Annotated in this window: 22 protein-coding genes; 17 read left to right on the plus strand and 5 right to left on the minus strand. The window is 68.5% G+C overall.

Features of this window, described 5'->3' with window-relative positions; translation table 11 throughout:
- Window positions 1–7 precede the first annotated feature (7 nt).
- From frr to ISP17_RS05755, 3 genes are all read right to left on the minus strand, one after another.
- Window positions 8–565, minus strand: a complete 558-nt coding sequence (frr, locus tag ISP17_RS05745) for a ribosome recycling factor (protein WP_404630892.1) — start codon at window positions 563–565, stop codon at window positions 8–10.
- A 145-nt stretch (window positions 566–710) separates the two neighbouring features.
- On the minus strand, window positions 711–1,433 hold the full coding sequence (gene pyrH / locus ISP17_RS05750) for a UMP kinase (RefSeq protein ID WP_404630894.1): 723 nt from the start codon (window positions 1,431–1,433) through the stop codon (window positions 711–713).
- 117 nt (window positions 1,434–1,550) lie between these two features.
- A complete protein-coding gene (locus ISP17_RS05755; protein WP_404630896.1) occupies window positions 1,551–2,498 on the minus strand; it encodes a LysR family transcriptional regulator in 948 nt (315 codons plus the stop codon).
- 114 nt (window positions 2,499–2,612) lie between these two features.
- Between ISP17_RS05755 and ISP17_RS05760 the strand changes: the two genes are divergently transcribed.
- The 10 genes from ISP17_RS05760 (at window position 2,613) to ISP17_RS05805 (ending at window position 13,043) form a co-directional block, all read left to right on the plus strand.
- Window positions 2,613–4,094: a ribulose-bisphosphate carboxylase large subunit gene (locus ISP17_RS05760; protein ID WP_404630898.1), complete on the plus strand. Its 1,482-nt coding sequence runs from the start codon at window positions 2,613–2,615 to the stop codon at window positions 4,092–4,094.
- A gap of 26 nt (window positions 4,095–4,120) precedes the next feature.
- Entirely contained in the window at window positions 4,121–4,555 is a 435-nt protein-coding gene (locus tag ISP17_RS05765) for a ribulose bisphosphate carboxylase small subunit (RefSeq protein WP_404630900.1), read from the plus strand.
- Between the two features lie 91 nt (window positions 4,556–4,646).
- Complete coding sequence (gene rpe, locus ISP17_RS05770; protein ID WP_404630902.1) at window positions 4,647–5,327, plus strand: ribulose-phosphate 3-epimerase; 681 nt, start codon at window positions 4,647–4,649, stop codon at window positions 5,325–5,327.
- A 1-nt stretch (window position 5,328) separates the two neighbouring features.
- Window positions 5,329–6,306, plus strand: coding sequence for a CbbX protein (gene cbbX, locus ISP17_RS05775; RefSeq protein ID WP_404630904.1), 978 nt, complete (start codon window positions 5,329–5,331; stop codon window positions 6,304–6,306).
- Window positions 6,307–6,313: 7 nt separating this feature from the next.
- Window positions 6,314–7,390, plus strand: coding sequence for a class 1 fructose-bisphosphatase (locus tag ISP17_RS05780; protein WP_404630906.1), 1,077 nt, complete (start codon window positions 6,314–6,316; stop codon window positions 7,388–7,390).
- Window positions 7,391–7,474: 84 nt separating this feature from the next.
- Window positions 7,475–8,359 (plus strand): phosphoribulokinase, encoded by an 885-nt coding sequence (locus ISP17_RS05785; RefSeq protein WP_404630908.1) that lies wholly within the window; start codon window positions 7,475–7,477, stop codon window positions 8,357–8,359.
- On the plus strand, window positions 8,359–10,356 hold the full coding sequence (gene tkt / locus ISP17_RS05790) for a transketolase (protein WP_404630910.1): 1,998 nt from the start codon (window positions 8,359–8,361) through the stop codon (window positions 10,354–10,356). The genes ISP17_RS05785 and tkt overlap by 1 nt, the downstream gene beginning before the upstream one ends.
- Entirely contained in the window at window positions 10,353–11,114 is a 762-nt protein-coding gene (gene gph, locus ISP17_RS05795) for a phosphoglycolate phosphatase (RefSeq protein ID WP_404630912.1), read from the plus strand. The genes tkt and gph overlap by 4 nt, the downstream gene beginning before the upstream one ends.
- Window positions 11,115–11,226: 112 nt before the next feature.
- Window positions 11,227–12,264 carry a class II fructose-bisphosphate aldolase gene (gene fba, locus ISP17_RS05800; protein WP_404630914.1) on the plus strand — a complete coding sequence of 346 codons (1,038 nt, stop codon included), beginning with the start codon at window positions 11,227–11,229 and terminating at the stop codon, window positions 12,262–12,264.
- A gap of 2 nt (window positions 12,265–12,266) precedes the next feature.
- The gene (locus tag ISP17_RS05805; protein ID WP_404630916.1) at window positions 12,267–13,043 is read left to right on the plus strand and encodes an HAD-IA family hydrolase; all 777 of its coding nucleotides are present in this window, start codon (window positions 12,267–12,269) and stop codon (window positions 13,041–13,043) included.
- Between the two features lie 117 nt (window positions 13,044–13,160).
- Here ISP17_RS05805 and tsf read toward each other — a convergent pair whose 3' ends face one another.
- Together tsf and rpsB are read right to left on the minus strand one after the other, a co-directional pair.
- Entirely contained in the window at window positions 13,161–14,039 is an 879-nt protein-coding gene (gene tsf, locus ISP17_RS05810) for a translation elongation factor Ts (RefSeq protein ID WP_404630918.1), read from the minus strand.
- A gap of 68 nt (window positions 14,040–14,107) precedes the next feature.
- Window positions 14,108–14,980 carry a 30S ribosomal protein S2 gene (gene rpsB / locus ISP17_RS05815; RefSeq protein ID WP_404630920.1) on the minus strand — a complete coding sequence of 291 codons (873 nt, stop codon included), beginning with the start codon at window positions 14,978–14,980 and terminating at the stop codon, window positions 14,108–14,110.
- A gap of 319 nt (window positions 14,981–15,299) precedes the next feature.
- On the opposite strand from rpsB, the gene map reads away from it, so the two are divergent.
- The 7 genes from map (at window position 15,300) to dapE (ending at window position 22,371) form a co-directional block, all read left to right on the plus strand.
- Window positions 15,300–16,064 carry a type I methionyl aminopeptidase gene (gene map / locus ISP17_RS05820; protein ID WP_404630922.1) on the plus strand — a complete coding sequence of 255 codons (765 nt, stop codon included), beginning with the start codon at window positions 15,300–15,302 and terminating at the stop codon, window positions 16,062–16,064.
- A gap of 201 nt (window positions 16,065–16,265) precedes the next feature.
- A complete protein-coding gene (glnD, locus tag ISP17_RS05825; protein ID WP_404630924.1) occupies window positions 16,266–18,908 on the plus strand; it encodes a [protein-PII] uridylyltransferase in 2,643 nt (880 codons plus the stop codon).
- Between the two features lie 74 nt (window positions 18,909–18,982).
- Window positions 18,983–19,561 (plus strand): DsrE family protein, encoded by a 579-nt coding sequence (locus ISP17_RS05830; RefSeq protein WP_404630926.1) that lies wholly within the window; start codon window positions 18,983–18,985, stop codon window positions 19,559–19,561.
- Between the two features lie 117 nt (window positions 19,562–19,678).
- A complete protein-coding gene (gene dapD / locus ISP17_RS05835; RefSeq protein WP_404630928.1) occupies window positions 19,679–20,506 on the plus strand; it encodes a 2,3,4,5-tetrahydropyridine-2,6-dicarboxylate N-succinyltransferase in 828 nt (275 codons plus the stop codon).
- The gene (locus ISP17_RS05840) at window positions 20,503–20,853 is read left to right on the plus strand and encodes a Spx/MgsR family RNA polymerase-binding regulatory protein (RefSeq protein ID WP_404630930.1); all 351 of its coding nucleotides are present in this window, start codon (window positions 20,503–20,505) and stop codon (window positions 20,851–20,853) included. Before dapD ends, ISP17_RS05840 begins: the two co-directional genes overlap by 4 nt.
- Window positions 20,846–21,226 carry an ArsC/Spx/MgsR family protein gene (locus ISP17_RS05845; protein ID WP_404630932.1) on the plus strand — a complete coding sequence of 127 codons (381 nt, stop codon included), beginning with the start codon at window positions 20,846–20,848 and terminating at the stop codon, window positions 21,224–21,226. The genes ISP17_RS05840 and ISP17_RS05845 overlap by 8 nt, the downstream gene beginning before the upstream one ends.
- Entirely contained in the window at window positions 21,223–22,371 is a 1,149-nt protein-coding gene (gene dapE, locus ISP17_RS05850) for a succinyl-diaminopimelate desuccinylase (protein ID WP_404630934.1), read from the plus strand. The genes ISP17_RS05845 and dapE overlap by 4 nt, the downstream gene beginning before the upstream one ends.
- Window positions 22,372–22,389 lie beyond the last annotated feature (18 nt).

A 22,389-nucleotide genomic window follows, 5' to 3' on the forward strand; every position in this document is an offset into this window, starting at 1 on the left:
CGCATCGTCAGATGCTCAGCAGCTCGTCTTCCTTGTGCTTCACCGCCGCGTCGACGTCCTTGACGAAGCGGTCGGTCAGCTTCTGGATCTCGTCGTCGGCCTTGCGCTCCTCGTCTTCGGTGATCTGCTTTTCCTTGAGCAGGTCCTTGACCTGCTGCAGGGCGTCGCGGCGGATGTTGCGGATGGCGATCTTGGCGTTCTCGCCCTCGTGGCCCACGTGCTTGGCCAGCTCGCGGCGGCGCTCCTCGGTGAGCGGCGGCATGTTGAGGCGGATCACCGTGCCGGCCGTGGTCGGCGTGATGCCGATGTCCGACGCCATCAGCGCCTTCTCGATCACCGCCACCAGGCTCTTCTCGAACGGCGTGATGATGATCGAGCGCGAATCGCCCAGCGCCACCGAGGCGACCTGGTTCAGCGGCATGTCCGAGCCGTAGTAAGGCACCTTGATGTTGTCCACCAGCGCGGTGCTGGCGCGACCGGTGCGCAGGCGGGTCAGGTCGTGCTTGAGGGCATCGATGCTCTTGCCCATGCGGGTCTGGGCATCGTTCTTGATGTCGTTGATCATGGGTCGTCTTCCGATGGATCAGGCTAGCCGGCGAGTATACCAGCGGCCTGCGGGCGGCCCGGGCGGATGCCTCGCGGCCGGGGCGACGACCGCCTGGCCGGCGGTCGCCACGGTGGATCTGCGCGGCGCGATCCGCGCGAGGGAATCAGCTGGCGCCGACGGTGGTGCCGATCGGCTCGCCGCGCATGATGCGCATCAGGTTGCCCGGCACGGTCATGTCGTAGATCACCATCGGCAGGCGATGGTCGCGGCACAGCGCGATGGCGGCGGTGTCCATCACCGCCAGCTTGCGCTCGATCACCTCGTCGTAGGTGAGGTGGTCGTAGCGGGTGGCGTCGGCGTGCTTGGCCGGGTCGGCGGTGTAGATGCCGTCCACCTTGGTGGCCTTCAGCAGCAGGTCCGCGCCCACTTCCACCGCGCGCAGGGCGGCGGCCGAGTCGGTGGTGAAGAACGGGTTGCCGATGCCGGCGGCGAACAGCACGATGCGGCCCTTCTCGATGTGGCGGATGGCGCGGCGGCGGATGAAGTCCTCGGCCACGTCGTGGATCGGCAGCGCGCTCATCACGCGGGCGAAGCCGCCGCGTTTCTCGATCGCGTCCTGCATCGCCAGCGCGTTCATCACCGTGGCCAGCATGCCCATGTGGTCGCCGGTGACACGGTCCATGCCGGCGGCAGCGAGGCCGGCGCCGCGGAAGATGTTGCCGCCGCCGATCACCACGCCGATCTGGATGCCGGCCTTCTGCACCTCGATGATCTCGTCCGCCAGGCGGCCGATCACCTTCGGATCGATGCCGTAGTCGGCCTCGCCCATCAGCGCCTCACCGGAAAGTTTGAGCAGGATGCGCTGGTGCTTGAAGGATTCGCTCATGGGGACTCCGGTTGGGTGGGGCAAACCGGCGCATTGTAGCGGAGCAGGGCGCCATGCGGCCCTGACGGCGTGCTTCGACGCTGACTTCTTGCCGCGGAGAATGCGGCGTGGAGGCGCTCAGCCTTTGCCGGGCAAGGCGGTTTGCAGCAGGGGCGCGTCGTGCGCCAGCAGATGGGCCTCGCCGTGCTCGATGATGAAATAGCGGAACGCTTCCGCCGCCGGCGAGAGCTGCCGTGTCTGCATGCGCACGATGAACCAGGTGCGCATCAGTGGCGTTCCCTCCACCGGCAGGATCCGCAACAGGCCGCTGTGCAGTTCCAGGCCGATCGTGTGCAGCGAGAGCAGGCTCAGCCCCAGCCCGGCCATCACGGCATGCTTGACCGTCTCGTTGCTGGCCACTTCCATCGCCACCCGCGGCTCCAGCCGGTGCTCGTCGAAGAAAGCCTGCATCGCGGCACGCGTGCCCGAGCCCTCCTCGCGGACCACGAACGGATGCGCCGCGAGCGTGTCGGGCGCGATCGCCTCCATGCGCGCCAGCGGATGATCGGGTGCAGCCACGAACACCAGCGGATGCGCGGCGAACGGCTCGGCGCGGGTCTCGATCTCGCGCGGCGGGCGCCCCATCACCGACAGGTCGACCTCGCCGGCCTGCATCAGCGCCACCAGCTGCCGCCGGTTGTGCGCCACCCGCAGCTTCAGTTCGATGCCCGGATGCTCCTGGTGGAAGCGGGCCAGCAGTTGCGGCACGAAGTGCTTGGCGGTGCTGACGATGCCCAGGGTAAGCACGCCGCGGTCCAGCTTGAGGAAACGGGCCATGGCGTCCTCGGCGTCGCGGTAGGCGGCCAGCATCCGGCGCGCATGCACCAGGAAGTATTCCCCCGCCGTCGACAGGGTCAGCCCGCGGCCCTCGCGGTTGAACAGCGCCAGCTGCAGCTGCGACTCCAGGTCCTTGATCTGCATCGATACCGCCGGCGGGGTGATGTGCAGCGCGGCGGCGGCAGCCTGGTTGCTGCCCAGCCGGGCCACCTCCACGAAGATGCGCAGCTGGCGGAAGCTCAGATTCATAGTTAATAAAAACCTGAAGAGTTAGAGAACAAATACTGACTTTTACTGAACTCGAAGGCAACCTACAGTCGACTCCACGCCGCGTCAATCACCCGCGCCGACCAGGAGTCCTGCATGAGCGCCCAAGAGATCCACGCCGAAGCGACCGACATCACCGGCAACGCCAAGAAGCGCTACAGCGCCGGTGTCCTCAAGTACCGCCAGATGGGCTACTGGCAGCCCGACTACGTGCCCAGCGAGACCGACACCATCTGCCTGTTCCGGATCACCCCGCAGGACGGCGTGGATCCGGTCGAGGCGGCGGCCGCTGTCGCCGGCGAATCCTCCACCGCCACCTGGACGGTGGTCTGGACCGACCGGCTGACCGCCTGCGACAGCTACCGCGCCAAAGCCTTCCGGGTGGATCCGGTGCCGGGCACGCCGGGGCAGTACTTCTGCTGGGTCGCCTACGACATCATCCTGTTCGAGGAAGGCTCGATCGCCAACATCACGGCGAGCCTGATCGGCAACGTGTTCTCGTTCAAGCCGCTCAAGGCGGCGCGCCTCGAGGACATCCGCATGCCCAACGCGCTGATCAAGACCTTCAAGGGCCCCCCCTGCGGCCTGATCGTCGAGCGCGAGCGGCTGGACAAGTTCGGCCGTCCGCTGCTGGGCGCCACCACCAAGCCCAAGCTCGGCCTGTCCGGCCGCAACTACGGCCGGGTGATCTACGAGGGCCTCAAGGGCGGCCTCGATTTCATGAAGGACGACGAGAACATCAACTCGCAGCCATTCATGCACTGGCGTGACCGCTTCCTCTACGTGATGGAAGGCGTCAACAAGGCCTCCGCCGCGACCGGCGAGGTGAAGGGTTCCTACCTCAACGTCACCGGCGCCACGATGGAAGACATCTACGAGCGCGCCGAATTCGCCAAGGAGCTGGGCTCGGTGGTGATCATGGTCGACCTGATCATCGGCTGGAGCGCGATCCAGAGCATCGGCAACTGGGCGCGCAAGAACGACATGATCGTGCACATGCATCGTGCCGGCCACGGCACCTACACGCGCCAGAAGAACCACGGCGTGAGCTTCCGCGTGATGGCTAAGTGGCTGCGCCTGGCCGGCGTCGACCATCTGCACACCGGTACCGCGGTGGGCAAGCTGGAAGGCGACCCGATGACCGTGCAGGGCTACTACAACGTCTGCCGCGACAGCTACACGAAGCAGGACCTGCCGCGCGGCTTGTTCTTCGACCAGGACTGGTGCGACACCAAGAAGGTGATGCCGGTGGCGTCGGGCGGCATCCACGCCGGCCAGATGCACCAGCTGATCGACCTGTTCGGCGACGACGTGATCCTGCAGTTCGGCGGCGGCACGATCGGCCATCCGGCCGGTATCCAGGCCGGTGCGGTGGCCAACCGGGTGGCGCTGGAGTGCATGGTCAAGGCGCGCAACGAGGGCAAGGACATCAAGAACGAAGGTCCGGAAATCCTCAAGAAGGCCGCGCAGACCTGCACGCCGCTGAAGCAGGCGCTCGATACCTGGGGCGACATCACCTTCAACTACACCTCGACCGACACCAGCGATTTCGCGGTGACCCCCGGCGTGTCCGCCTGACCCCTTGCCGCGAAGGAGATCCGACCATGATGACCAATCCGACCGGCCGCATTACCCAGGGCCAGTTCAGCTTCCTGCCCGACCTCACCGACGCCGAGATCACCCTGCAGATCGAATACGGGCTGCGCAAGGGATACGCATGGAGCGTCGAGTACACCGACGATCCGCACCCGCGCAACACCTACTGGGAAATGTTCGGCATGCCGATGTTCGACCTGGCCGACGCCGCCGGCGTGCTGCTGGAGGTCAACAACTGCCGCAAGACGTTCCCGCGGCACTACATCCGCCTGATGGCTTTCGACTCCACCCGCAACATCGAGAGCATCGTGATGAGCTTCATCGTCAATCGGCCGGAGAACGAGCCGGGCTTCAGCCTGCAGCGGCAGGAGGTGAACGGGCGCAGCCAGCGCTACACCATCCAGGGCTATGCCGCCGACAAGCCGGAGGGCGAGCGCTACTGAGTGATGCACCGCCGTCTCCCGGACGACACGCGCTGTCGGCCGGGAGCGTGATCACCGATCCGCTCCGTTTCATCCGCCACGAGGTCGCGCCATGTACCGCATCGCTCCGTCGATCCTTTCCGCCGACTTCGCCCGCCTGGGCGAGGAGGTGCGCGACGTCATCGCCGCCGGCGCCGACTGGATCCACTTCGACGTGATGGACAACCACTACGTGCCCAACCTCACGATCGGGCCGATGGTGGCGCAGGCGATCAAGCCGCATTGCGTGCGCGCGGACGGCGGCAAGGTGCCGCTGGATGTGCACCTGATGGTGCAGCCGGTGGATGCGCTGGCGCTGGCCTTCGCCAAGGCCGGCGCCGACACCGTGAGCTTCCATCCCGAAGCCTCGGCCCACGTCGATCGCACCGTGCAGCTGATCCGCGGCGAGGGCTGTCAGGCCGGCCTGGTGTTCAACCCGGCCACGCCGCTGGACGTGCTCGAGTGGGAGATCGACCACATCGACCTGGTGCTGATCATGAGCGTCAATCCCGGGTTCGGCGGGCAGGGCTTCATCGACAGTGCGCTGCGCAAGATCGAGCAGGCGCGAAGGCTCATCGAGGCGAGCGGCCGCGACATCCGGCTGGAGGTCGATGGCGGCATCAAGGTCGACAACATCCGCAGCGTCGCCTCCGCCGGGGCCGACTGCTTCGTCGCCGGCTCGGCGATCTTCGGCCAGCCCGACTATCGCCGGGTGATCGACGCGATGCGCGCCGAACTGGCGCAGGTGCACTGAGATGGGCGCGCCGAACTACAACATTCCCGGCAGCAGCGCGCCCGCCGTCGCCGTGCCGGCGACGGTGCCAGTGCCAGTAGAGCAAGGCGAGGCGACCGCCATGGCCGCCGCCCGCACCGTCAACGAAGTGCTGGCGCTGAGCCACGTCGAGGACGTGCTGGACGAGCTCGACCGTGACCTGGTCGGCCTGCGGCCGGTCAAGCAGCGGATACGCGACATCGCCGCGCTGCTGGTGATCGACAAGCTGCGCATCAACCTGGGCCTGCAGGCGGAAAACCCCAGCCTGCACATGTGCTTCACCGGCAACCCGGGCACCGGCAAGACCACGGTGGCCATGCGCATGGCCGAGATCCTTCACCGCCTCGGCTACGTACGCAAGGGACACCTGGTGGCGGTGACGCGCGACGACCTGGTGGGCCAGTACATCGGGCACACCGCGCCCAAGACCAAGGAAGTGCTGAAGAAGGCGATGGGCGGCGTGCTGTTCATCGACGAGGCGTACTACCTCTACAAGCCGGAGAACGAGCGCGACTACGGCGCCGAGGCGATCGAGATCCTGCTGCAGGTGATGGAGAACCAGCGCGACGACCTGGTGGTGATCCTGGCCGGCTACAAGGACCGCATGGACACCTTCTTCCAGTCCAACCCGGGCATGAGCTCGCGCATCGCGCACCACCTGGATTTTCCCGACTACTCGGTGGACGAGCTCGCGCAGATTGCCGAACGCATGCTCACGCAGCAGCACTACCGCTTCGGCGAGGGCGCCGCCGAGGTGTTCCACGACTACCTCGAGCGGCGCACTGCGCAGCCGCATTTCGCCAATGCCCGCAGCGTGCGCAACGCGCTCGATCGTGCCCGCCTGCGCCAGGCCAGCCGGCTGTTCGTCGATCGCGACCGGGTGCTCGACGAAGCGGCCCTCACCACCCTCGTTCCAGCCGACCTGCTGGCCAGTCGTGTGTTCCAGAACCCGAGTTCCTGAGGTCGCCATGCCCCTGTCCAACCGCATCACCTTGACCCAGTACCTGATCGAGCAGCGTCGTCGCTTCCCGACCGCCAGCGGCGAATTGAACGCGCTGATCCTCGACGTATCGATCGCCTGCAAGGCGATCGCCCGCACGGTCGCCCTGGGCGCGCTGGCCGAGACGCCGGCGGGCGGCGCGATCAACGTGCAGGGCGAGGAGCAGAAGCCGCTGGACGTGGCCAGCAACGCGATGCTGATCCGCCAGACCGAGTGGTCCGGCCACCTGGCCGGCATGGCGTCGGAAGAGATGGATGAGCCCTACCAGATTCCTGCCAGCTACCCGCGCGGGAAGTACCTGCTGGTGTTCGATCCGCTGGACGGCTCCAGCAACATCGACGTCAACGTCTCGGTGGGCAGCATCTTCTCGATCCTGCGCGCGCCGCAGGAGGCGATCGACTCGGGTCGCGACGTGGTCGAGGCCGATTTCCTGCAGCCGGGGGCCACCCAGGTGGCGGCGGGCTACGCTCTGTACGGACCCACCACGATGCTGGTGCTGACCGTGGGCAACGGCGTGGCCGGTTTCACGCTCGATCTCAACGTGGGGGAGTTCAAGCTCACCCATGCCGACATCCGGATTCCCGAAGACACCCACGAGTTCGCCATCAACAGTTCCAATAGCCGCTTCTGGGAAGCGCCGGTGAAGCGCTACGTGGACGAATGCCTCGCCGGCAAGACCGGCCCCCGCGGCAAGGATTTCAACATGCGCTGGATCGCCAGCATGGTGGCCGAGGCGCACCGGATCCTGATGCGCGGCGGCGTGTTCCTGTATCCGCGCGACAGCAAGGATCCGGCCAAGGCCGGGCGCCTGCGGCTGCTGTACGAGGCCAACCCGATCGGCATGGTGATGGAGCAGGCCGGCGGCCGCGCCAGCACCGGGCGCCAGCCGGTGCTGGCGCTCACGCCCGAGTCGCTGCACCAGCGCATCGGCCTGGTGTTCGGTTCGCGCCGCGAGGTGGAGCGCATCGAGCAGTACCACAACGAGCCATCGCGGCGCGAAGCCTCCAATCCGCTGTTCGCCGAGCGCGGGCTGTTCCGCGACTGACGTCCGCCAGTCGCCCGGTTCCATCGTCTTCACTGCCGCGCGCGGCAGGCACCGATCCTTCCTGAGAGCTGCTGGGGAATCCTCATGTCCGAACGCCATCCGATCATCGCCATCACCGGTTCGTCCGGCGCCGGCACGACCTCGGTCACGCGCACGTTCCAGAACATCTTCCGGCGCGAGGGGCTCACCGCGGCAATCATCGAGGGCGACAGCTTCCATCGCTTCGATCGCAAGGAGATGCGCCTGCGCCAGGCCGAGGCCGAGCAGAGCGGCAACATGCACTTCAGCCATTTCGGCGCGGAGAACAACCTGTTCGCCGAGCTCGAGCAGTTGTTCGGCGACTACGCGCGCACCGGCATCGGCAAGAGCCGCAAGTACCTGCATGACGCCGGCGAGGCGGCACCCTACCGGCAGGAGCCGGGAACCTTCACCACCTGGGAAGACATCGAGCCCGACACCGACCTGCTGTTCTACGAAGGTCTGCACGGTGCCGTGGTGACACCGGAGGTGGACGTGGCCCAGCATCCGGACCTGCTGATCGGCGTGGTGCCGGTGATCAACCTGGAGTGGATCCAGAAGCTGTATCGCGACAAGAACGTGCGCGGCTACACCGCCGAGGCGGTCACCGACACCATCCTGCGCCGCATGCCCGACTACGTGAACTACATCTGCCCGCAGTTCTCGCGCACCCACGTGAACTTCCAGCGCGTGCCGGTGGTGGATACGTCCAACCCGTTCATCGCGCGCGACATCCCCAATGCCGACGAGAGCATCTGCGTGATCCGCTTCCGTGATCCCAAGGGCATCGACTTTCCCTACCTGCTCAACATGATCCACAACTCGTGGATGTCGCGCGCCAACACCATCGTGGTGCCCGGCGGCAAGATGGAGCTGGCCATGCAGATGATCTTCACGCCGTTCATCTGGCGCATGATGGAGCGGCGCAAGCGCGCGCTGGGGGCGCTGTGATGGCCAGCCTGTCGAGCATCCGCATCGAACACGGCGAGGCCTCACGCGATCCGCGCGCCAGCGCCCTGCGCGCACTGGCGATGGATGCCGTGCAGCAGGCGAACTCCGGCCATCCGGGCGCGCCGATGGGCATGGCCGAGATGGCCGTGGCGCTGTGGGGATCGCACCTGAAGCACAATCCGGCCAACCCGGGCTGGATCGACCGCGACCGTTTCGTGCTCAGCAACGGCCACGCCTCGATGCTGCTGTACGCGCTGCTGCACCTGACCGGCTACGACTTGCCCGTCGAGGAGCTGAAGCGTTTTCGCCAGCTGCACAGCCGCACCCCGGGGCATCCCGAACGCGGCATCACGCCAGGCGTGGAAACCACTACCGGGCCATTGGGGCAGGGCATCACCAATGCGGTCGGCATGGCGCTGGCGGAAAAGCGCCTGGCGGTGGAGTTCAACCGTCCCGGGCACACGGTGATCGATCACCACACCTACGTGTTCCTCGGCGACGGCTGCCTGATGGAAGGCATCAGCCAGGAGGCGATCTCGCTGGCCGGCGTGTGGCAGCTCGACAAGCTGGTGGCGCTGTACGACGACAACGGCATCAGCATCGACGGCCCGGTGCAGGGCTGGTTCCGCGACGACACCCCGGCGCGCTTTCGTGCCTGCGGCTGGGACGTGATCGGGCCGCTGGACGGCCATGACATCGGTGCCGTCGAAGCGGCGATTGCCCAGGCCAGGCGTGGCCGCGGCAAGCCCACCCTGATCGTCTGCCGCACCACCATCGGTGCCGGCTCGCCCGGTCGCGCCGGCACCGCGCGTGCACACGGTGAGCCGCTGGGCGCGGACGAGATCGCCGCCACCCGCGAGGCGCTGGGCTGGTTCCATCCGCCGTTCGAACTGCCCGATGACGCGCGTGCCGCGTGGGACGCGCGCCAGCCCGGCGAGCAGGCCGAGGCCCGGTGGCAGGCCCGCTTCGACGCCTATCGCGCGGCGCATCCGGAACTGGCGGCCGAACTGCAGCGGCGCATGGCCGGCACGTTGCCCACCGACTGGGACGCGCTGCGCGCGGCAGTGGTGGACCACGAGGCGGCGCGTGCCGACGACGTCGCCACGCGCAAGGCCTCGCAGCAGGTGCTGGCGCAACTGGCGCCGGAGCTGCCGGAAATGTTCGGCGGCAGCGCCGACCTCACCGGCTCCAACCTCACCGATTTTCCGGACGCGGGCGCGCGCCACCTGTCCTATGGCGTGCGCGAGTTCGGCATGGCGGCGGTGATGAACGGCATGGCCCTGCACGGCGGCTTCATTCCCTACGGCGGCACCTTTCTCACCTTCAGCGACTACAGCCGCAATGCGATCCGCATGGCGGCGCTGATGAAGCTGCGGGTCATCCACGTGTTCACCCACGACTCGATCGGCCTGGGCGAGGACGGCCCCACCCATCAGTCGGTGGAACATGCGGCCAGCCTGCGGCTGATTCCCAATCTGGCGGTGTGGCGCCCGTGCGACCCGGCCGAAACCGCGGTGGCCTGGACCGAGGCCCTGGCCGCGGCCACCCAGCCAAGCGCGCTGCTGTTGTCGCGCCAGGCGCTGCCCACGCAGGCGCGCAGCGCGGAGCAGGTCGCGGCGATCGCCCGCGGCGGCTACGTCTTGGTGGAAGATGACGCGGCGCAGGCCACCGTGCTGGCGACCGGATCGGAGGTGGGGCTGGCGATGCGCGCGCGCCAGCTGCTGGCGGAACGGGGCGTGCCGGTGCGGGTGGTGTCGATCCCCGGTTCGACCCGCTTCGATCGGCAGGATCGCGCCTACCGCGAGCAGGTGCTCGGCGCGCTGCCACGCTTCGGCGTGGAGGCGGGCGTCACCGCGTGGTGGGGACAATATGGCTGCGTCGCCGCACTGGGGGTGGACAGCTTCGGCGAGTCCGCACCCGCCGCCGACGTGTTCGCGCATTTCGGCTTGACGCCGCAGGCGCTCGCCGACCGCATCCAGGAGACGCTTGGCGCATGACCGTCCAGTCCCACCGCGCCGCGCGTGCCGACACCGCCGGGCGGATCGACCTGCTCACCTTCGATCTCGACGGCACCCTGGTCGATACCGCCGCCGAGATCGCCGAGGCGGTCAATCGCGCGCTGGCCGATGTCGACGTGGCGCCTTGCCCGCAGCCGCAGATCGAGTCGCTGATCGGCGCCGGAGCGCACGAGCTGATGCGGCGGCTGCTGGCGCAGATCGACCCGGCGCAGCGGCTGGACCGCGAGCTTGTGCTGGCCCGGCTCGACCATCACTACGCGCAGACCGCGGGCACGCATGGCGTCACCTATCCCGGCGCACACGCCTGCCTGCAGGCGCTGCGCAAGGGCGGCGTGCGGCTGGGGCTGGTCACCAACAAGGAGCTGCGCCATGCCCGGCGCGTGCTCGATGCCAACGACCTCACCGGCTATTTCGAGCAGGTCATCGGCGGCGACTCGCTGGCCTGGAAGAAGCCCGACGCGCGGGTGCTGCAGCACGTAATGGCGATGCTGCGCTCCGAGCCGGCGCGCACCGCGCACCTGGGCGATTCGGCGACCGATCTGCATGCGGCGCGCAATGCCGGCGTGGCCGACTGGGCGGTGCCCTGGGGCTACAACGCGGGCCAGCCGGTGGAACACGACCGGCCGAGCCGGATGTTCCAGAGCCTGTCGCAGGTGGCCGAGCACGTGCTCTCGCTGCGCCAGGGCCCGAATGCTTCCGAGATTTCCGCGGTACGCGCGACCGGCCTGTCCGGCTGAGTTCGGCGCGGATCGCGAGTGCATGGGCCCCGATCCGGTCGACGGATCGGGGCGGCACTACCCCCGTCCGGGTGCCGCTGCACCCCTGGTTACCCGCCTTACGGAGATGACGATGGCCCTTGTTTCGCTACGCCAGTTGCTGGACCACGCCGCCGAGCACGACTACGGCGTGCCCGCGTTCAACGTGAACAATCTCGAGCAGATCCAGGCCATCATGGAAGCGGCCGACGAAGTGCAGTCGCCGGTGATCCTGCAGGCCTCGGCCGGCGCGCGCAGCTACGCCGGCGAGGCGTTCCTGCGACACATGGTGCTGGCGGCGGTGGAGTCGTATCCGGATATCCCGATCGTGCTGCACCAGGATCATGGCGCCACGCCGGCGGTGTGCCAGCAGTCGATCCGCTCCGGCTTCACCAGCGTGATGATGGACGGCTCGCTGCGCGAGGATGCCAAGACGCCGTCGAGCTACGACTACAACGTCGACGTCACCGCCAAGGTCTGCGAATTCGCCCATGCGGTCGGCGTGTCGGTGGAAGGCGAGCTGGGCTGCCTGGGCTCGCTGGAAACCGGCGAGGCGGGCGAGGAGGACGGCGTGGGTGCCGAGGGCAAGCTCACCCACGACATGATGCTGACCGACCCGGAGCAGGCGCGTGATTTCGTCGCACGCACCGGCGTGGACGCGCTGGCGATCGCCATCGGCACCAGCCATGGCGCCTACAAGTTCACCCGCCAGCCGACCGGCGACATCCTCGCCATCGACCGCATCGCGGCGATCCATGCCGCCGTGCCCAACACCCATCTGGTCATGCACGGCAGCTCGAGCGTGCCGCAGGAGTGGCTGGCGATCATTCGCCAGTACGGCGGCGACATCAAGGAAACCTACGGCGTGCCGGTGGAGGAGATCGTGCGCGGCATCCGCAGCGGCGTGCGCAAGGTCAATATCGACACCGACATCCGCCTGGCGATGACCGGCGCGATGCGCCAGCTGCTGGCCGAGAAGCCGGGCGAGTTCGATCCGCGCAAGCCGCTGATCGCCGCCAGGAAGGCCGCCCGCGGCATCTGCAAGGCCCGTTTCGAGGCGTTCGGTTCGGCCGGCCAGGCACCGGGGATCAAGCCGGTGTCGCTCGAAGCGATGGCCAGGCGCTACGCCTGACCATGCTGCGCGCGGTCATCTGGGACGTCGACGGCACCATCGCGGAAACCGAGCGCGACGGGCACCGCGTGGCCTTCAATCGCGCCTTTGCCGATTGCGACCTGGCGTGGGACTGGGACGTGTCGACCTACGGGCATCTGCTGCGGGTGCCCGGTGGGCGGGAGCGTCTGCTGGCCTGGATGGACTCGCGCCCGGATGCGCCCGCCACCGAGGCCGGGCGTCTGCAACTGGCCAGTGAACTGCACCGGCGCAAGGGTCATCACTACTGCGAGCTGGTGGAGCAGGGCACGCTTGTGGCCCGGCCGGGCGTGCTGCGACTGGTGCACGCATGCGTCGACGCCGGCGTGCATCTGGCGGTGGCCACCACGACCGGGCGCGGCAACGTCGAGGCGCTGTTCCCGCGGCTGTTCGGCGCCGACTGGCGCACGCTGTTTCCGGTACGGGTGTGCGCCGAGGATGCGCCGCAGAAAAAGCCGCATCCGCAGGTCTACGAGCTGGCGCTGGAGCGGCTGGGCGTGGCCGCCGCCGATGCGATGGCAATCGAGGATTCGCCGGCCGGCCTTGGCGCATCCCGGGCGGCCGGCGTGGGCTGCGTGGTGACCCGTGGCGCCTATTTCGAGGACGCCGATTTCCGTGGCGCCGTGCACGTGTGCCGCGATCTGGATCATGCGATGGCGACGTCCGACGGCATCGGCACGCCGGTTGACCTGCCGGCGCTGCGCCACCTGCATGCGGCCGGGCGCTGGATGGTGCTGGACGAGGATGGACCGCGCCGCTGAGCAAGGTCGGCGGCGCGACGCCAGGCGCGATGGTGCGCGTGTGCGCCACGCGCAGGCAAGAAAAAAGCCGCGGTCACCCGCGGCTTTTTCGTCAGCAGCCCGAGGGCAGCGGGGCGATCAGACCTGCATCGCCTTCGCCACTTCGGCGGCATAGTCTTCCTGCACCTTCTCGATGCCTTCGCCGACGGCCAGGCGGGCCACCGAAACCACCTCGGCGCCGTCCTTCTTCAGCGCGTCGCCGACGGTCACGTTGGTGTCCAGCACGTAGGGCTGGCCGAGCAGGGTCACCTCGGACACGATCTTGTTGATCTTGCCGGCGATGATCTTCTCCAGAATCTCGGCCGGCTTGGCCTTGTCCTTGTCGGTCATCTGGCTCAGCGCGATGTCCTTTTCCTTCGCCACGAAATCGGCGGGGACGTCCTCGGCCTTCACGTACTGCGGGTTCATCGCCGCCACGTGCATGGCGATGCCCTTGGCCAGCTCTTCGGAGCCGCCCTTCAGGGCCACCAGCACGCCGATGCGGCCGCCATGGATGTAGCTGCCGATCACGCCGTCGCTCTCGACGCGGGCCAGGCGGCGCACGTCGATCTTCTCGCCGATGGTGGCGATCAGCGCCTTGGCGCCTTCCTCGACGTTGCTCGCGCCCGGGAAGGCAGCGGCCTTCAGGGTGTCGATGTCGGCCGCGCCGGACTCCAGCGCCACCGCAGCCACGGTGTCGCTGAACTTGACGAAGTCGGGGTTCTTGGTGACGAAGTCGGTCTCGCAGTTGACCTCGACCAGCACCGCCTTGCCGGCGGCCTGGGCGGCCACGATGCGGCCTTCGGCGGCGACGCGGTCAGCCTTCTTGTCGGCCTTGGCCAGGCCGTTCTTGCGCAGCCACTCGATGGCGACTTCGATGTCGCCGTTGTTCTCGACCAGGGCCTTCTTGCATTCCATCATGCCGGCGCCGGACCGCTCGCGCAGTTCCTTCACCAGCTGGGCGGAGATGTTGCTCATGTCAGTTCCTCGAATGCTTGGGAGCGGCGTGGCCCGGGTCGGGCCACGCCGCGGGTGAAGCGTCAGGCTTACTCGGCGGCGTCGGACGACTCGCGACCGCCACGGCCGCGGCCGCCGTCACGACGCGGCGCGCCAGCGCCCTTCTTGGCCGGGGCGCGGCGCGGGGCAGCCGCCTTGCGGTCCTCGTCCTTGGCGACCGGGTTGCCTTCCTCGTCCAGTTCGACGAACTCGTCGGCGTCACCCTGGGCGGCGTTCGGCGCGGCGGCCTTGCCTTCCAGGATCGAGTCGGCGGCGGCGCGGGCGTACAGCTGGATCGCGCGGATGGCGTCGTCGTTGCCCGGGATGGCGTAGTCCACCAGCTCCGGGTTGTAGTTGGTGTCGACCACGGCGATCACCGGGATGCCGAGCTTCTTGGCTTCCTGCACGGCGATGTCTTCGTGGCCGATGTCGATCACGAACAGCGCGTCGGGCAGGCGGTTCATGTTCTTGATGCCGCCCAGCGAGTTCTCCAGCTTGTCGCGCTCGCGGCGCAGGGCCAGCACTTCGTGCTTGACCAGCTTCTCGAACGAACCGTCGGTCTCGGCCGCTTCCAGTTCCTTCAGGCGGGCGACCGACTGCTTCACGGTGCGGAAGTTGGTCAGCATGCCGCCGAGCCAGCGGGCGGTGACGAAGGGCATGCCGGCGCGTGCGGCTTCCTCGGCCAACGGCTCACGGGCCGAACGCTTGGTGCCGACGAACAGGATGGTGCCGCGCTTCTGCGCCAGACCCGACAGGAAGTTCATCGCGTCGGTGAACAGCGGCAGGGTCTTCTCGAGGTTGATGATGTGGATCTTGCCGCGCGCGCCGAAGATGTACGGCGCCATCTTGGGGTTCCAGTAACGGGTCTGGTGACCGAAATGGACGCCCGCTTCGAGCATCTGGCGCATGGTGACTTGGGCCATGGGTGTAACTCCGAATTGTCGGTTCCGGAAGGAACCTGGGGGTTGGGACCTCCACGCATCCCCGACTTCGACCGCGGCGTTTCCTGGTAAGTGGCGGAAACGGACGCGGCACCCCGAAGGCGGTGCCGATACGTGTGTGGCGTTGGTTGGGCTTGGTCCGCGGCGCGGTTACAATGCCCGTTCGCTGTGCAGTCGACATGACCCGGAAAGGGCGCGTGCGGCCTGCAAAACTCGTGAATTGTAGCCGGTGCGCCGGTTAGGCGGCAAGTTGCCGGCGGACGTTGATCCGCCGGCCCGCCGCCGCCATCTGGGTGGAACCATGGCCATTACCCTCAAGACCCCCGAAGACCTGGCCGCCATGCGCGTGGCCGGCCAGCTCGCCGCCGAAGTGCTGGCGATGCTGAAAGAACACGTCAAGCCCGGCGTCACCACCGAGGACCTGGACCGCCTCGCCTACGAGCACATCGTCAAGGTGCAGAAGGCGGTTCCCGCCAACGTGGGCTACCACGGCTTCCCCAAGACCCTGTGCACCTCGGTCAACCACGTGATCTGCCACGGCATTCCGACCGAGGGCAAGGTGCTCAAGGACGGCGACATCATCAATCTGGACGTCACCGTCATCAAGGACGGCTGGCACGGCGACACCAGCCGCATGTACTGCGTGGGCACGCCGTCGGTGCTGGCGAAGCGGCTGGTGGACACCACCCACGAGGCGATGATGCGCGGCATCCAGGCGGTGCGCCCGGGCGCCACGCTCGGCGACATCGGTGCGGCGATCCAGAAGCACGCCGAGGCGGCCGGCTTCAGCGTGGTGCGCGAGTACTGCGGCCACGGCATCGGCAAGGTCTACCACGACGAGCCGCAGATCCTGCACTACGGCAAGGCGGGCACCGGCATCGAACTGAAGAAGGGCATGACCTTCACCGTCGAGCCGATGATCAACGCCGGCAAGCCGCACACCAAGCAGCTGCCCGACGGTTGGACCGTGGTCACCAAGGACCACTCGCTCTCCGCCCAGTGGGAGCACACCATCGCGGTGACCGACGACGGCTTCGAGATCCTCACGCCCTGGCCGGATGCCTGAGGGGCGAGAAGTGAGTGGAGAGGAGTGAGGAGTGAGAGAGGGCGCCACGGTTGACGTGGCGCCCTTTGCATTTGGACGATCCGTGGTGACGTGGGCATGAGGTGATACGGAGCCGCGTCCAGGGCCGCAGCGCTGGCCATGCCGGGGTCTACACTGTCCTGCCTTCTCTCACTCCTCACTCCTCTTCACTCACTCCTCCTAATGACTTCCGCCTCCGTCCCGCTGCCGCCGCTGCCGCGCCTGCCCGTCGCGGTGCCCCGTTCGGGCGTCTCGACCGAGGCGCGCAAGGCGCTGCGCCAGCTGCTGGGCGACATGGACCGTGCGCTGGCCACCGCTTTCCGCGACGGCGCCGATGCCACGGCCCTGGCGGCGCGGCGCGGCGAGTCGGTGGCGCGCATCGTGGTGCACGTGTGGAACGCCTGCCTGGGCGAGGTGCTCGACACCGCGCTGTTCGCGGTGGGCGGGTTCGGTCGCGGCCTGCTGTTCCCGCACTCGGATGTCGACCTGCTGGTCCTTACCACCCGCGACGAGCCGGCCCTGCGCCGCGCGCTGGAGCAGTGCTTCGCCACGTTCTGGGACATCGGCCTGAAGGTCGGCCACGCGGTGCGTGAGCCCGCGCAGTGCCGCGCGCTTGCCGCCGCGGAGGCCAGCGTGTTCACCAGCCTGCTCGACGCGCGCCGGCTGGCCGGCGATCCGGCGCTGGACGCCACGTTGCGCACCATCGTCGACGATCCGGCGCTGTGGCCGCCGCGCGCCTACCTCGCCGCGCGACTGGCCGAGCGCGACGCCCGCCACGCCCGCTTCGACGACACCGCCTACAACCTCGAACCCAACCTCAAGGACGGCCCCGGTGGCCTGCGCACGCTCGATTCGCTGCGCTGGCTGGGCCTGCGCCTCGCGCACGCCGACGGCTTCGACGCGATGGTCGCCGAGGGCCTGCTCGACCCGGCCGAGCGCGCCACGCTGGCCGAGGCCGAGGCCACGCTGCGCCGCTACCGCTTCGCCCTGCACCTGGAGGCCGGGCGGCCGGAGGAGCGACTGCTGTTCGACTTCCAGCGCGGGCTGGCCGCGCGCATGGGCTTTGTCGACCAACACGAGAAGAACCTCGGCGTCGAGCAGTTCATGCAGGGCTACTACCGCGCCGCCAGCCAGGTGGAGCGGCTGGGCGTGCAGATCGTCGAGCGCTTCGAGGAGATGCTCGAGCCGGACGGCGCGATGACGCCGATCGGCGACGGCTTCGTGCAGCACGGCCGGCGGATCGCCGCGGCCGATCCGGAGTTGTTCATGACGCGGCCGGCAGCGCTGGTGGAGATCTTCCTGGCGCGGCTGGACCATCCGGAGCTGATCGGCTTCAGCGCCGAGACCATGCGGCGCATCCACCAGGCCACCGCCCGTCACGGCACCGCGCTGGCCGACGATCCGGCCGCGCTGGCGGCATTTCTCAAGCTGCTGCAGCGCGGCGCGCCGGCGGTGGATGCGCTGTGGCGGATGAACCGGCACGGCCTGCTGGCGGCGATCCTGCCGGCGTTCGGCAAGGTGTTCGGCCGCATGCAGTACGACCTGTTCCACGTCTATACCGTGGACGAACACACGCTGCGCGTGCTGCGCAACCTGGCGCGCTTCGCCGATCCGGCGGCGTTCAAGGAATTCCCGCTCGGCTGCCAGATATGGAGCTCGTTGGACAAGCCCGAACTGATGCTGCTGGCCGGTCTGTTCCACGATATCGCCAAGGGCCGCGGCGGCGATCACTCGGTGCTCGGCGAGGAGGACGCCCGCGCGTTCTGCACCCGGCTGGGCCTGTCGCCGGAGAGCGTGGACACCGTCGCCTGGCTGGTGCGCCAGCACCTGTTGATGAGCACCACCGCGCAGCGCCAGGACATCACCGACCCGGACGTGGTGCACCGCTTTGCCGAGACGGTGGACGACCGCCTGCGGCTGGACCGGCTCTACCTGCTCACCATCGCCGACATCATCGGCACCAGCCCGCGCCTGTGGAACGCCTGGAAGGACCGCCTGCTGGCCGATCTCTACACCGCCACCCGCTACGCGCTGCGCAGCGATGCCGCGCTGCCGCGCGATGCCGGCGCCAGCATCGCCGAGTGCCGCACCTACGCCATGGCGTTGCTCGAAGCCGAAGGCTTTGCGCCGGCGCAGGTCGAGGCGGTCTGGAACGACTTCCCCGAGCGCAGCTTCCTGCGCCACCGCCCCGAGCAGGTCGCTTGGCAGACCGCGGCGATCCTGCGAGCCGGCGGCGCGATGCCGCTGGTGGAGGTGCATCCGTTCTCGATCCGCGGCAGCACCGAGCTGTTCGTCTGCGCGCCCGATCGCGACGGTCTGTTCGCCAGCGTCACCGCGATGCTCGACCGCATGCATTTCTCGGTGATGGAGGCGCGCGTGCTCAACTCGCCCAGCGGGCTGGCGATGGACACCTTCCTGCTGCTGGAGGCGGACACGCAGATGCCCGCCAATGCGGCGCGCTCGGATGAATTGCGTCAGCGCCTGCTGCGCGCGCTGGCCGAGGCCAAGCCGGTGCAGCCGACCCGGCGCGGGCTGTCGCGGCACTTGAAGCATTTCCAGATGCCGCCGCGCATCGCCTTCAGCGCCATCGACGGACGCACCCAGATGGCGCTGGTCTGCAGCGACCGTCCCGGCCTGCTCGCCGCCGTGGCGCAGGTGCTGCTGGAGGTCGGCGTGCGCGTGCAGGACGCGCGTATCGCCACCTTCGGCGAACGCGTGGAGGATTTCTTCCAGCTCACCGACCGCCACGACGCCCCGCTGTCGGCCGAGCTGCAGGAGCGGCTGCAGGGCGCGCTGCTGCAGCGCCTGGCGCCACCGAAGGCCTGAGCCCGCCCACCGCACCCGCGGTGCGGAGTATCGTCGGCCCGCCGCAATGGGCGGTTCACGTCCGGAAAACTGTCATGTCGACCAAACGCATCGTTGCGCTCGTTGCGGCGAGCCTGTGCCTGTGGGGCGCGCTGATCGGATCGGCCTTGGCGGCCGAGGCTGCCGCCAAGCCCGCGACGAGCTGGGTCTATCCGCTGATTCCCAAGTTCGGCGCCGTGCACCCGCGGCCGGACCTGCCCGAGCAGCCTGATCCCAAGGTCGACTACAAGGTGTTTGTCGATGTGGTCAGCGGCAACCCGGACCACGCCAAGCCGCTCGAGTCGCTCGATCGCCTGGCGCGGCTGGTCAACCTGATGGCCTACGCCAAGGTGCCGGCCAGCCATGTCCACATCGTGGCGCTGATCGAGCGTCAGGCGACCCCGGCGGTGTTCGGCAACGCGATGTATCGCCAGCACTTCAAGGTCGACAACCCCAATCTGGAGATCCTCCATGCCCTGAAAATCGCTGGCGTGCATCTGGTGGTGTGCAGCCAGGCGCTGGCCGGCATGGGCGTGGCCGACAGCGAGGTGTCGCCGGATGTCACGGTGACGCTGTCCGCGCTCACCGATGCGGTGGTCTACGGCCAGCGCGGCTACAGCTACATGCAGCTGTAGGCATTCAACGGACGTCTGGACGGCCATTCGACCATTGGCGCCACGGCTTCAGGCGGGCGCGCCGCCAAGTGCAGTAATCTTGGCGGCCCGACCTCCGATCACAGGCCGTATCCGCCCATGCAGCAGCTCGCTTCCCTCATCGACGACGCCTTCGAGCGCCGCGCCTCGCTCACCCAGGGCGAGATCGAAACCCATCTGCGTCCCGCGGTCGGCCAGGTGCTCGACCTGCTGGAGAGCGGCGAGCTGCGTGTCGCCGAGCCGGACGGGCAGGGCGACTGGACGGTGCACCAGTGGGTGAAGAAGGCGGTGCTGCTGTACTTCCGCATCAACGACAACCGCGTGGTGGACGGCGGCCCGGCCGGCGCCTTCGACAAGGTGCCGCTGCGCTTCGCCCACGGCGACGACGCCTCGCTGCAGCAGCTCGGTGCGCGCGTGGTGCCCGGCGCCCTGGTGCGCCGCGGTGCGCATATCGCGAAGGACGTGGTGCTGATGCCCAGCTACGTGAACATCGGCGCCCACGTCGGCAGCGGCACGATGGTCGACACCTGGGCCACGGTCGGCTCCTGCGCGCAGATCGGCGCGCGCGTGCATCTGTCCGGCGGCGTCGGCATCGGCGGCGTGCTGGAGCCGCTGCAGGCCAACCCCACCATCATCGAGGACGACTGCTTCATCGGCGCCCGCTCGGAAGTGGTCGAGGGCGTGGTGGTGGAGAGGGGCAGCGTGATCGGCATGGGCGTGTTCCTCGGCCAGTCCACCCGCATCTACAACCGCGCCACCGGCGAAATCAGCTACGGGCGCATCCCTTCGGGCAGCGTGGTCGTATCCGGAAGCCTGCCTGCGAAGGACGGATCGCACAGCCTCTACGCCGCGGTGATCGTCAAGCAGGTGGACGAGAAGACCCGGTCCAAGACCGGCATCAACGACCTGCTGAGGAGCTTCGAATGAGCGTCGAACTGTATGGTCTGGCCAAGTGCGGCACCTGTGACAAGGCGCGCGCCTGGCTGGACGCGCACAAGGTCAGGCACAGCTTCACCGACTACCGTGATCAGCCGATCGCCCCGACCACGCTGAAGGCGTGGGCCAAGGAGCTGACCTGGGAGAAGCTGGTCAACCGCGCCAGCTACACCTGGCGCGACCTGAGCGAGCAGCAGAAGGCCGCTTCCAGCGACGCCGAGTGGCTCAAGCTGATCAAGGAATTCCCCGCGCTGGTGAAACGACCAGTGGTGGTGAAGGACGGCGCGGTCAGCGTCGGCTTTACCGAAAAGAAGTTCAAGGAACTGTTCGGTGGCTGAAGCCGCCGTGCTCTACGGACTGGCCGGCACCGACGCGTGCCGCAAGACCTGCGCGTGGCTGGACCGTGTCGGCCACGCGTACCGCTTCGTCGACACCCAGCGTGAGCGCCCCGCGCCCGAGGCGCTGAAGGCCTGGGCGCAGGCGGCGGGTGGCTGGGACGCGCTGGTCGACCGCGGCGGCAAGGCCTGGAAGAACCTGCTGCCGCAGCGGCGCAATCCGGAGAGCGATCCGGAATGGACGCTGCTGATCCGCGAACATCCCGGCGTGCTGCGCCAGCCGCTGGCGGTGCTCGCCGATGGCCGCGTCGCCGTGGGTTTCACCGGCGGCAGCTACGAGAAACTGTTCGGCAAGACCGCCAAGGCAAACGCATGAGCGACGTGTTCGATCTCACCTGCGAGCTGATCCGTCGCCGTTCGGTGACTCCCGACGACGCCGGCTGCCAGGCGACCATCGCCGACCGCCTGATGCGCGCGGGCTTCACCGTGCGCCACCTGCGTCATGGCGAGGTCGACAACCTGTGGGCCACGCACGGCGACGGCGGCCCCACGCTGGCCTTCCTCGGCCACACCGACGTGGTGCCGACCGGCCCGATGGACGCGTGGCGCTTCGATCCGTTCGATCCGACCGTGGTCGACGGCGTGCTGTACGGTCGCGGCGCGGCGGACATGAAGGGCTCGGTGGCGGCGATGGTGGTGGCGCTGGAGGCCTTCGTCGCCGCGCATCCCGATCACGCCGGCCGCGTCGGCCTGCTGCTGACCAGCGACGAGGAAGGCCCGACCAACCTCGATGGCGTGCGCCGGGTGGCCGAGCAGTTTCGCACCGAGGGCGAGCGCATCGACTGGTGCGTGGTCGGCGAGCCGTCGTCGAAGGCGCGCCTGGGCGACCTGATCCGCGTGGGCCGCCGCGGCTCGCTCAGCGGCACGCTCAGCGTGCGCGGGGTGCAGGGCCACGTGGCGTATCCGGAGAAGGCGAAGAACCCGATCCACGCTTTCGCACCCGCGCTGGCCGAGCTGGCCGCCGAGCGCTGGGACGAGGGCAATGCCGACTTCCCGCCGACCTCATTCCAGGTCTCCAACCTCAACGCCGGCACCGGTGCCACCAACGTGATTCCGGGCACGCTCACCGCGCTGTTCAACTTCCGCTACAGCACCGTCAGCACGGCCGACCAGCTCAAGGCCCGTACTGCGGCGATCCTCGATCGTCACGGGCTCGACTACGCGCTGGAATGGAACCTCTCCGGCGAGCCGTTCCTCACCCCACCGGGCGGGCGCCTGCGCGAGGTGGTGGTGGACGTGTGCCGTGAACTGGCCGGCGTGGTGCCGGAGCAGAGCACCGGCGGCGGTACGTCGGACGGTCGCTTCATTGCGCCGCTGGGCGCCGAAGTGGTGGAGCTGGGCCCGGTCAACGCCACCATCCACCAGGTGGACGAGTGCGTGGCGGTGGCCGACCTTCAGCGCCTGCCGGCGCTCTACGAGGCGATCTGCGTGCGGCTGCTGGTGGACGCGGCGCACGGCTGAGCAACGCGCGCCGCGCCC

This window comes from Dyella ginsengisoli, from assembly GCF_044904665.1.
GTDB lineage: Bacteria > Pseudomonadota > Gammaproteobacteria > Xanthomonadales > Rhodanobacteraceae > Dyella_A > Dyella_A ginsengisoli.

Coding starts and splice junctions, on each gene's coding strand:
- frr (WP_404630892.1), bottom strand. CDS start 565: ATGATCAACGACATCAAGAACGATGCCCAGACCCGCATGGGCAAGAGC.
- pyrH (WP_404630894.1), bottom strand. CDS start 1,433: ATGAGCGAATCCTTCAAGCACCAGCGCATCCTGCTCAAACTTTCCGGT.
- ISP17_RS05755 (WP_404630896.1), bottom strand. CDS start 2,498: ATGAATCTGAGCTTCCGCCAGCTGCGCATCTTCGTGGAGGTGGCCCGG.
- ISP17_RS05760 (WP_404630898.1), top strand. CDS start 2,613: ATGAGCGCCCAAGAGATCCACGCCGAAGCGACCGACATCACCGGCAAC.
- ISP17_RS05765 (WP_404630900.1), top strand. CDS start 4,121: ATGATGACCAATCCGACCGGCCGCATTACCCAGGGCCAGTTCAGCTTC.
- rpe (WP_404630902.1), top strand. CDS start 4,647: ATGTACCGCATCGCTCCGTCGATCCTTTCCGCCGACTTCGCCCGCCTG.
- cbbX (WP_404630904.1), top strand. CDS start 5,329: ATGGGCGCGCCGAACTACAACATTCCCGGCAGCAGCGCGCCCGCCGTC.
- ISP17_RS05780 (WP_404630906.1), top strand. CDS start 6,314: ATGCCCCTGTCCAACCGCATCACCTTGACCCAGTACCTGATCGAGCAG.
- ISP17_RS05785 (WP_404630908.1), top strand. CDS start 7,475: ATGTCCGAACGCCATCCGATCATCGCCATCACCGGTTCGTCCGGCGCC.
- tkt (WP_404630910.1), top strand. CDS start 8,359: ATGGCCAGCCTGTCGAGCATCCGCATCGAACACGGCGAGGCCTCACGC.
- gph (WP_404630912.1), top strand. CDS start 10,353: ATGACCGTCCAGTCCCACCGCGCCGCGCGTGCCGACACCGCCGGGCGG.
- fba (WP_404630914.1), top strand. CDS start 11,227: ATGGCCCTTGTTTCGCTACGCCAGTTGCTGGACCACGCCGCCGAGCAC.
- ISP17_RS05805 (WP_404630916.1), top strand. CDS start 12,267: ATGCTGCGCGCGGTCATCTGGGACGTCGACGGCACCATCGCGGAAACC.
- tsf (WP_404630918.1), bottom strand. CDS start 14,039: ATGAGCAACATCTCCGCCCAGCTGGTGAAGGAACTGCGCGAGCGGTCC.
- rpsB (WP_404630920.1), bottom strand. CDS start 14,980: ATGGCCCAAGTCACCATGCGCCAGATGCTCGAAGCGGGCGTCCATTTC.
- map (WP_404630922.1), top strand. CDS start 15,300: ATGGCCATTACCCTCAAGACCCCCGAAGACCTGGCCGCCATGCGCGTG.
- glnD (WP_404630924.1), top strand. CDS start 16,266: ATGACTTCCGCCTCCGTCCCGCTGCCGCCGCTGCCGCGCCTGCCCGTC.
- ISP17_RS05830 (WP_404630926.1), top strand. CDS start 18,983: ATGTCGACCAAACGCATCGTTGCGCTCGTTGCGGCGAGCCTGTGCCTG.
- dapD (WP_404630928.1), top strand. CDS start 19,679: ATGCAGCAGCTCGCTTCCCTCATCGACGACGCCTTCGAGCGCCGCGCC.
- ISP17_RS05840 (WP_404630930.1), top strand. CDS start 20,503: ATGAGCGTCGAACTGTATGGTCTGGCCAAGTGCGGCACCTGTGACAAG.
- dapE (WP_404630934.1), top strand. CDS start 21,223: ATGAGCGACGTGTTCGATCTCACCTGCGAGCTGATCCGTCGCCGTTCG.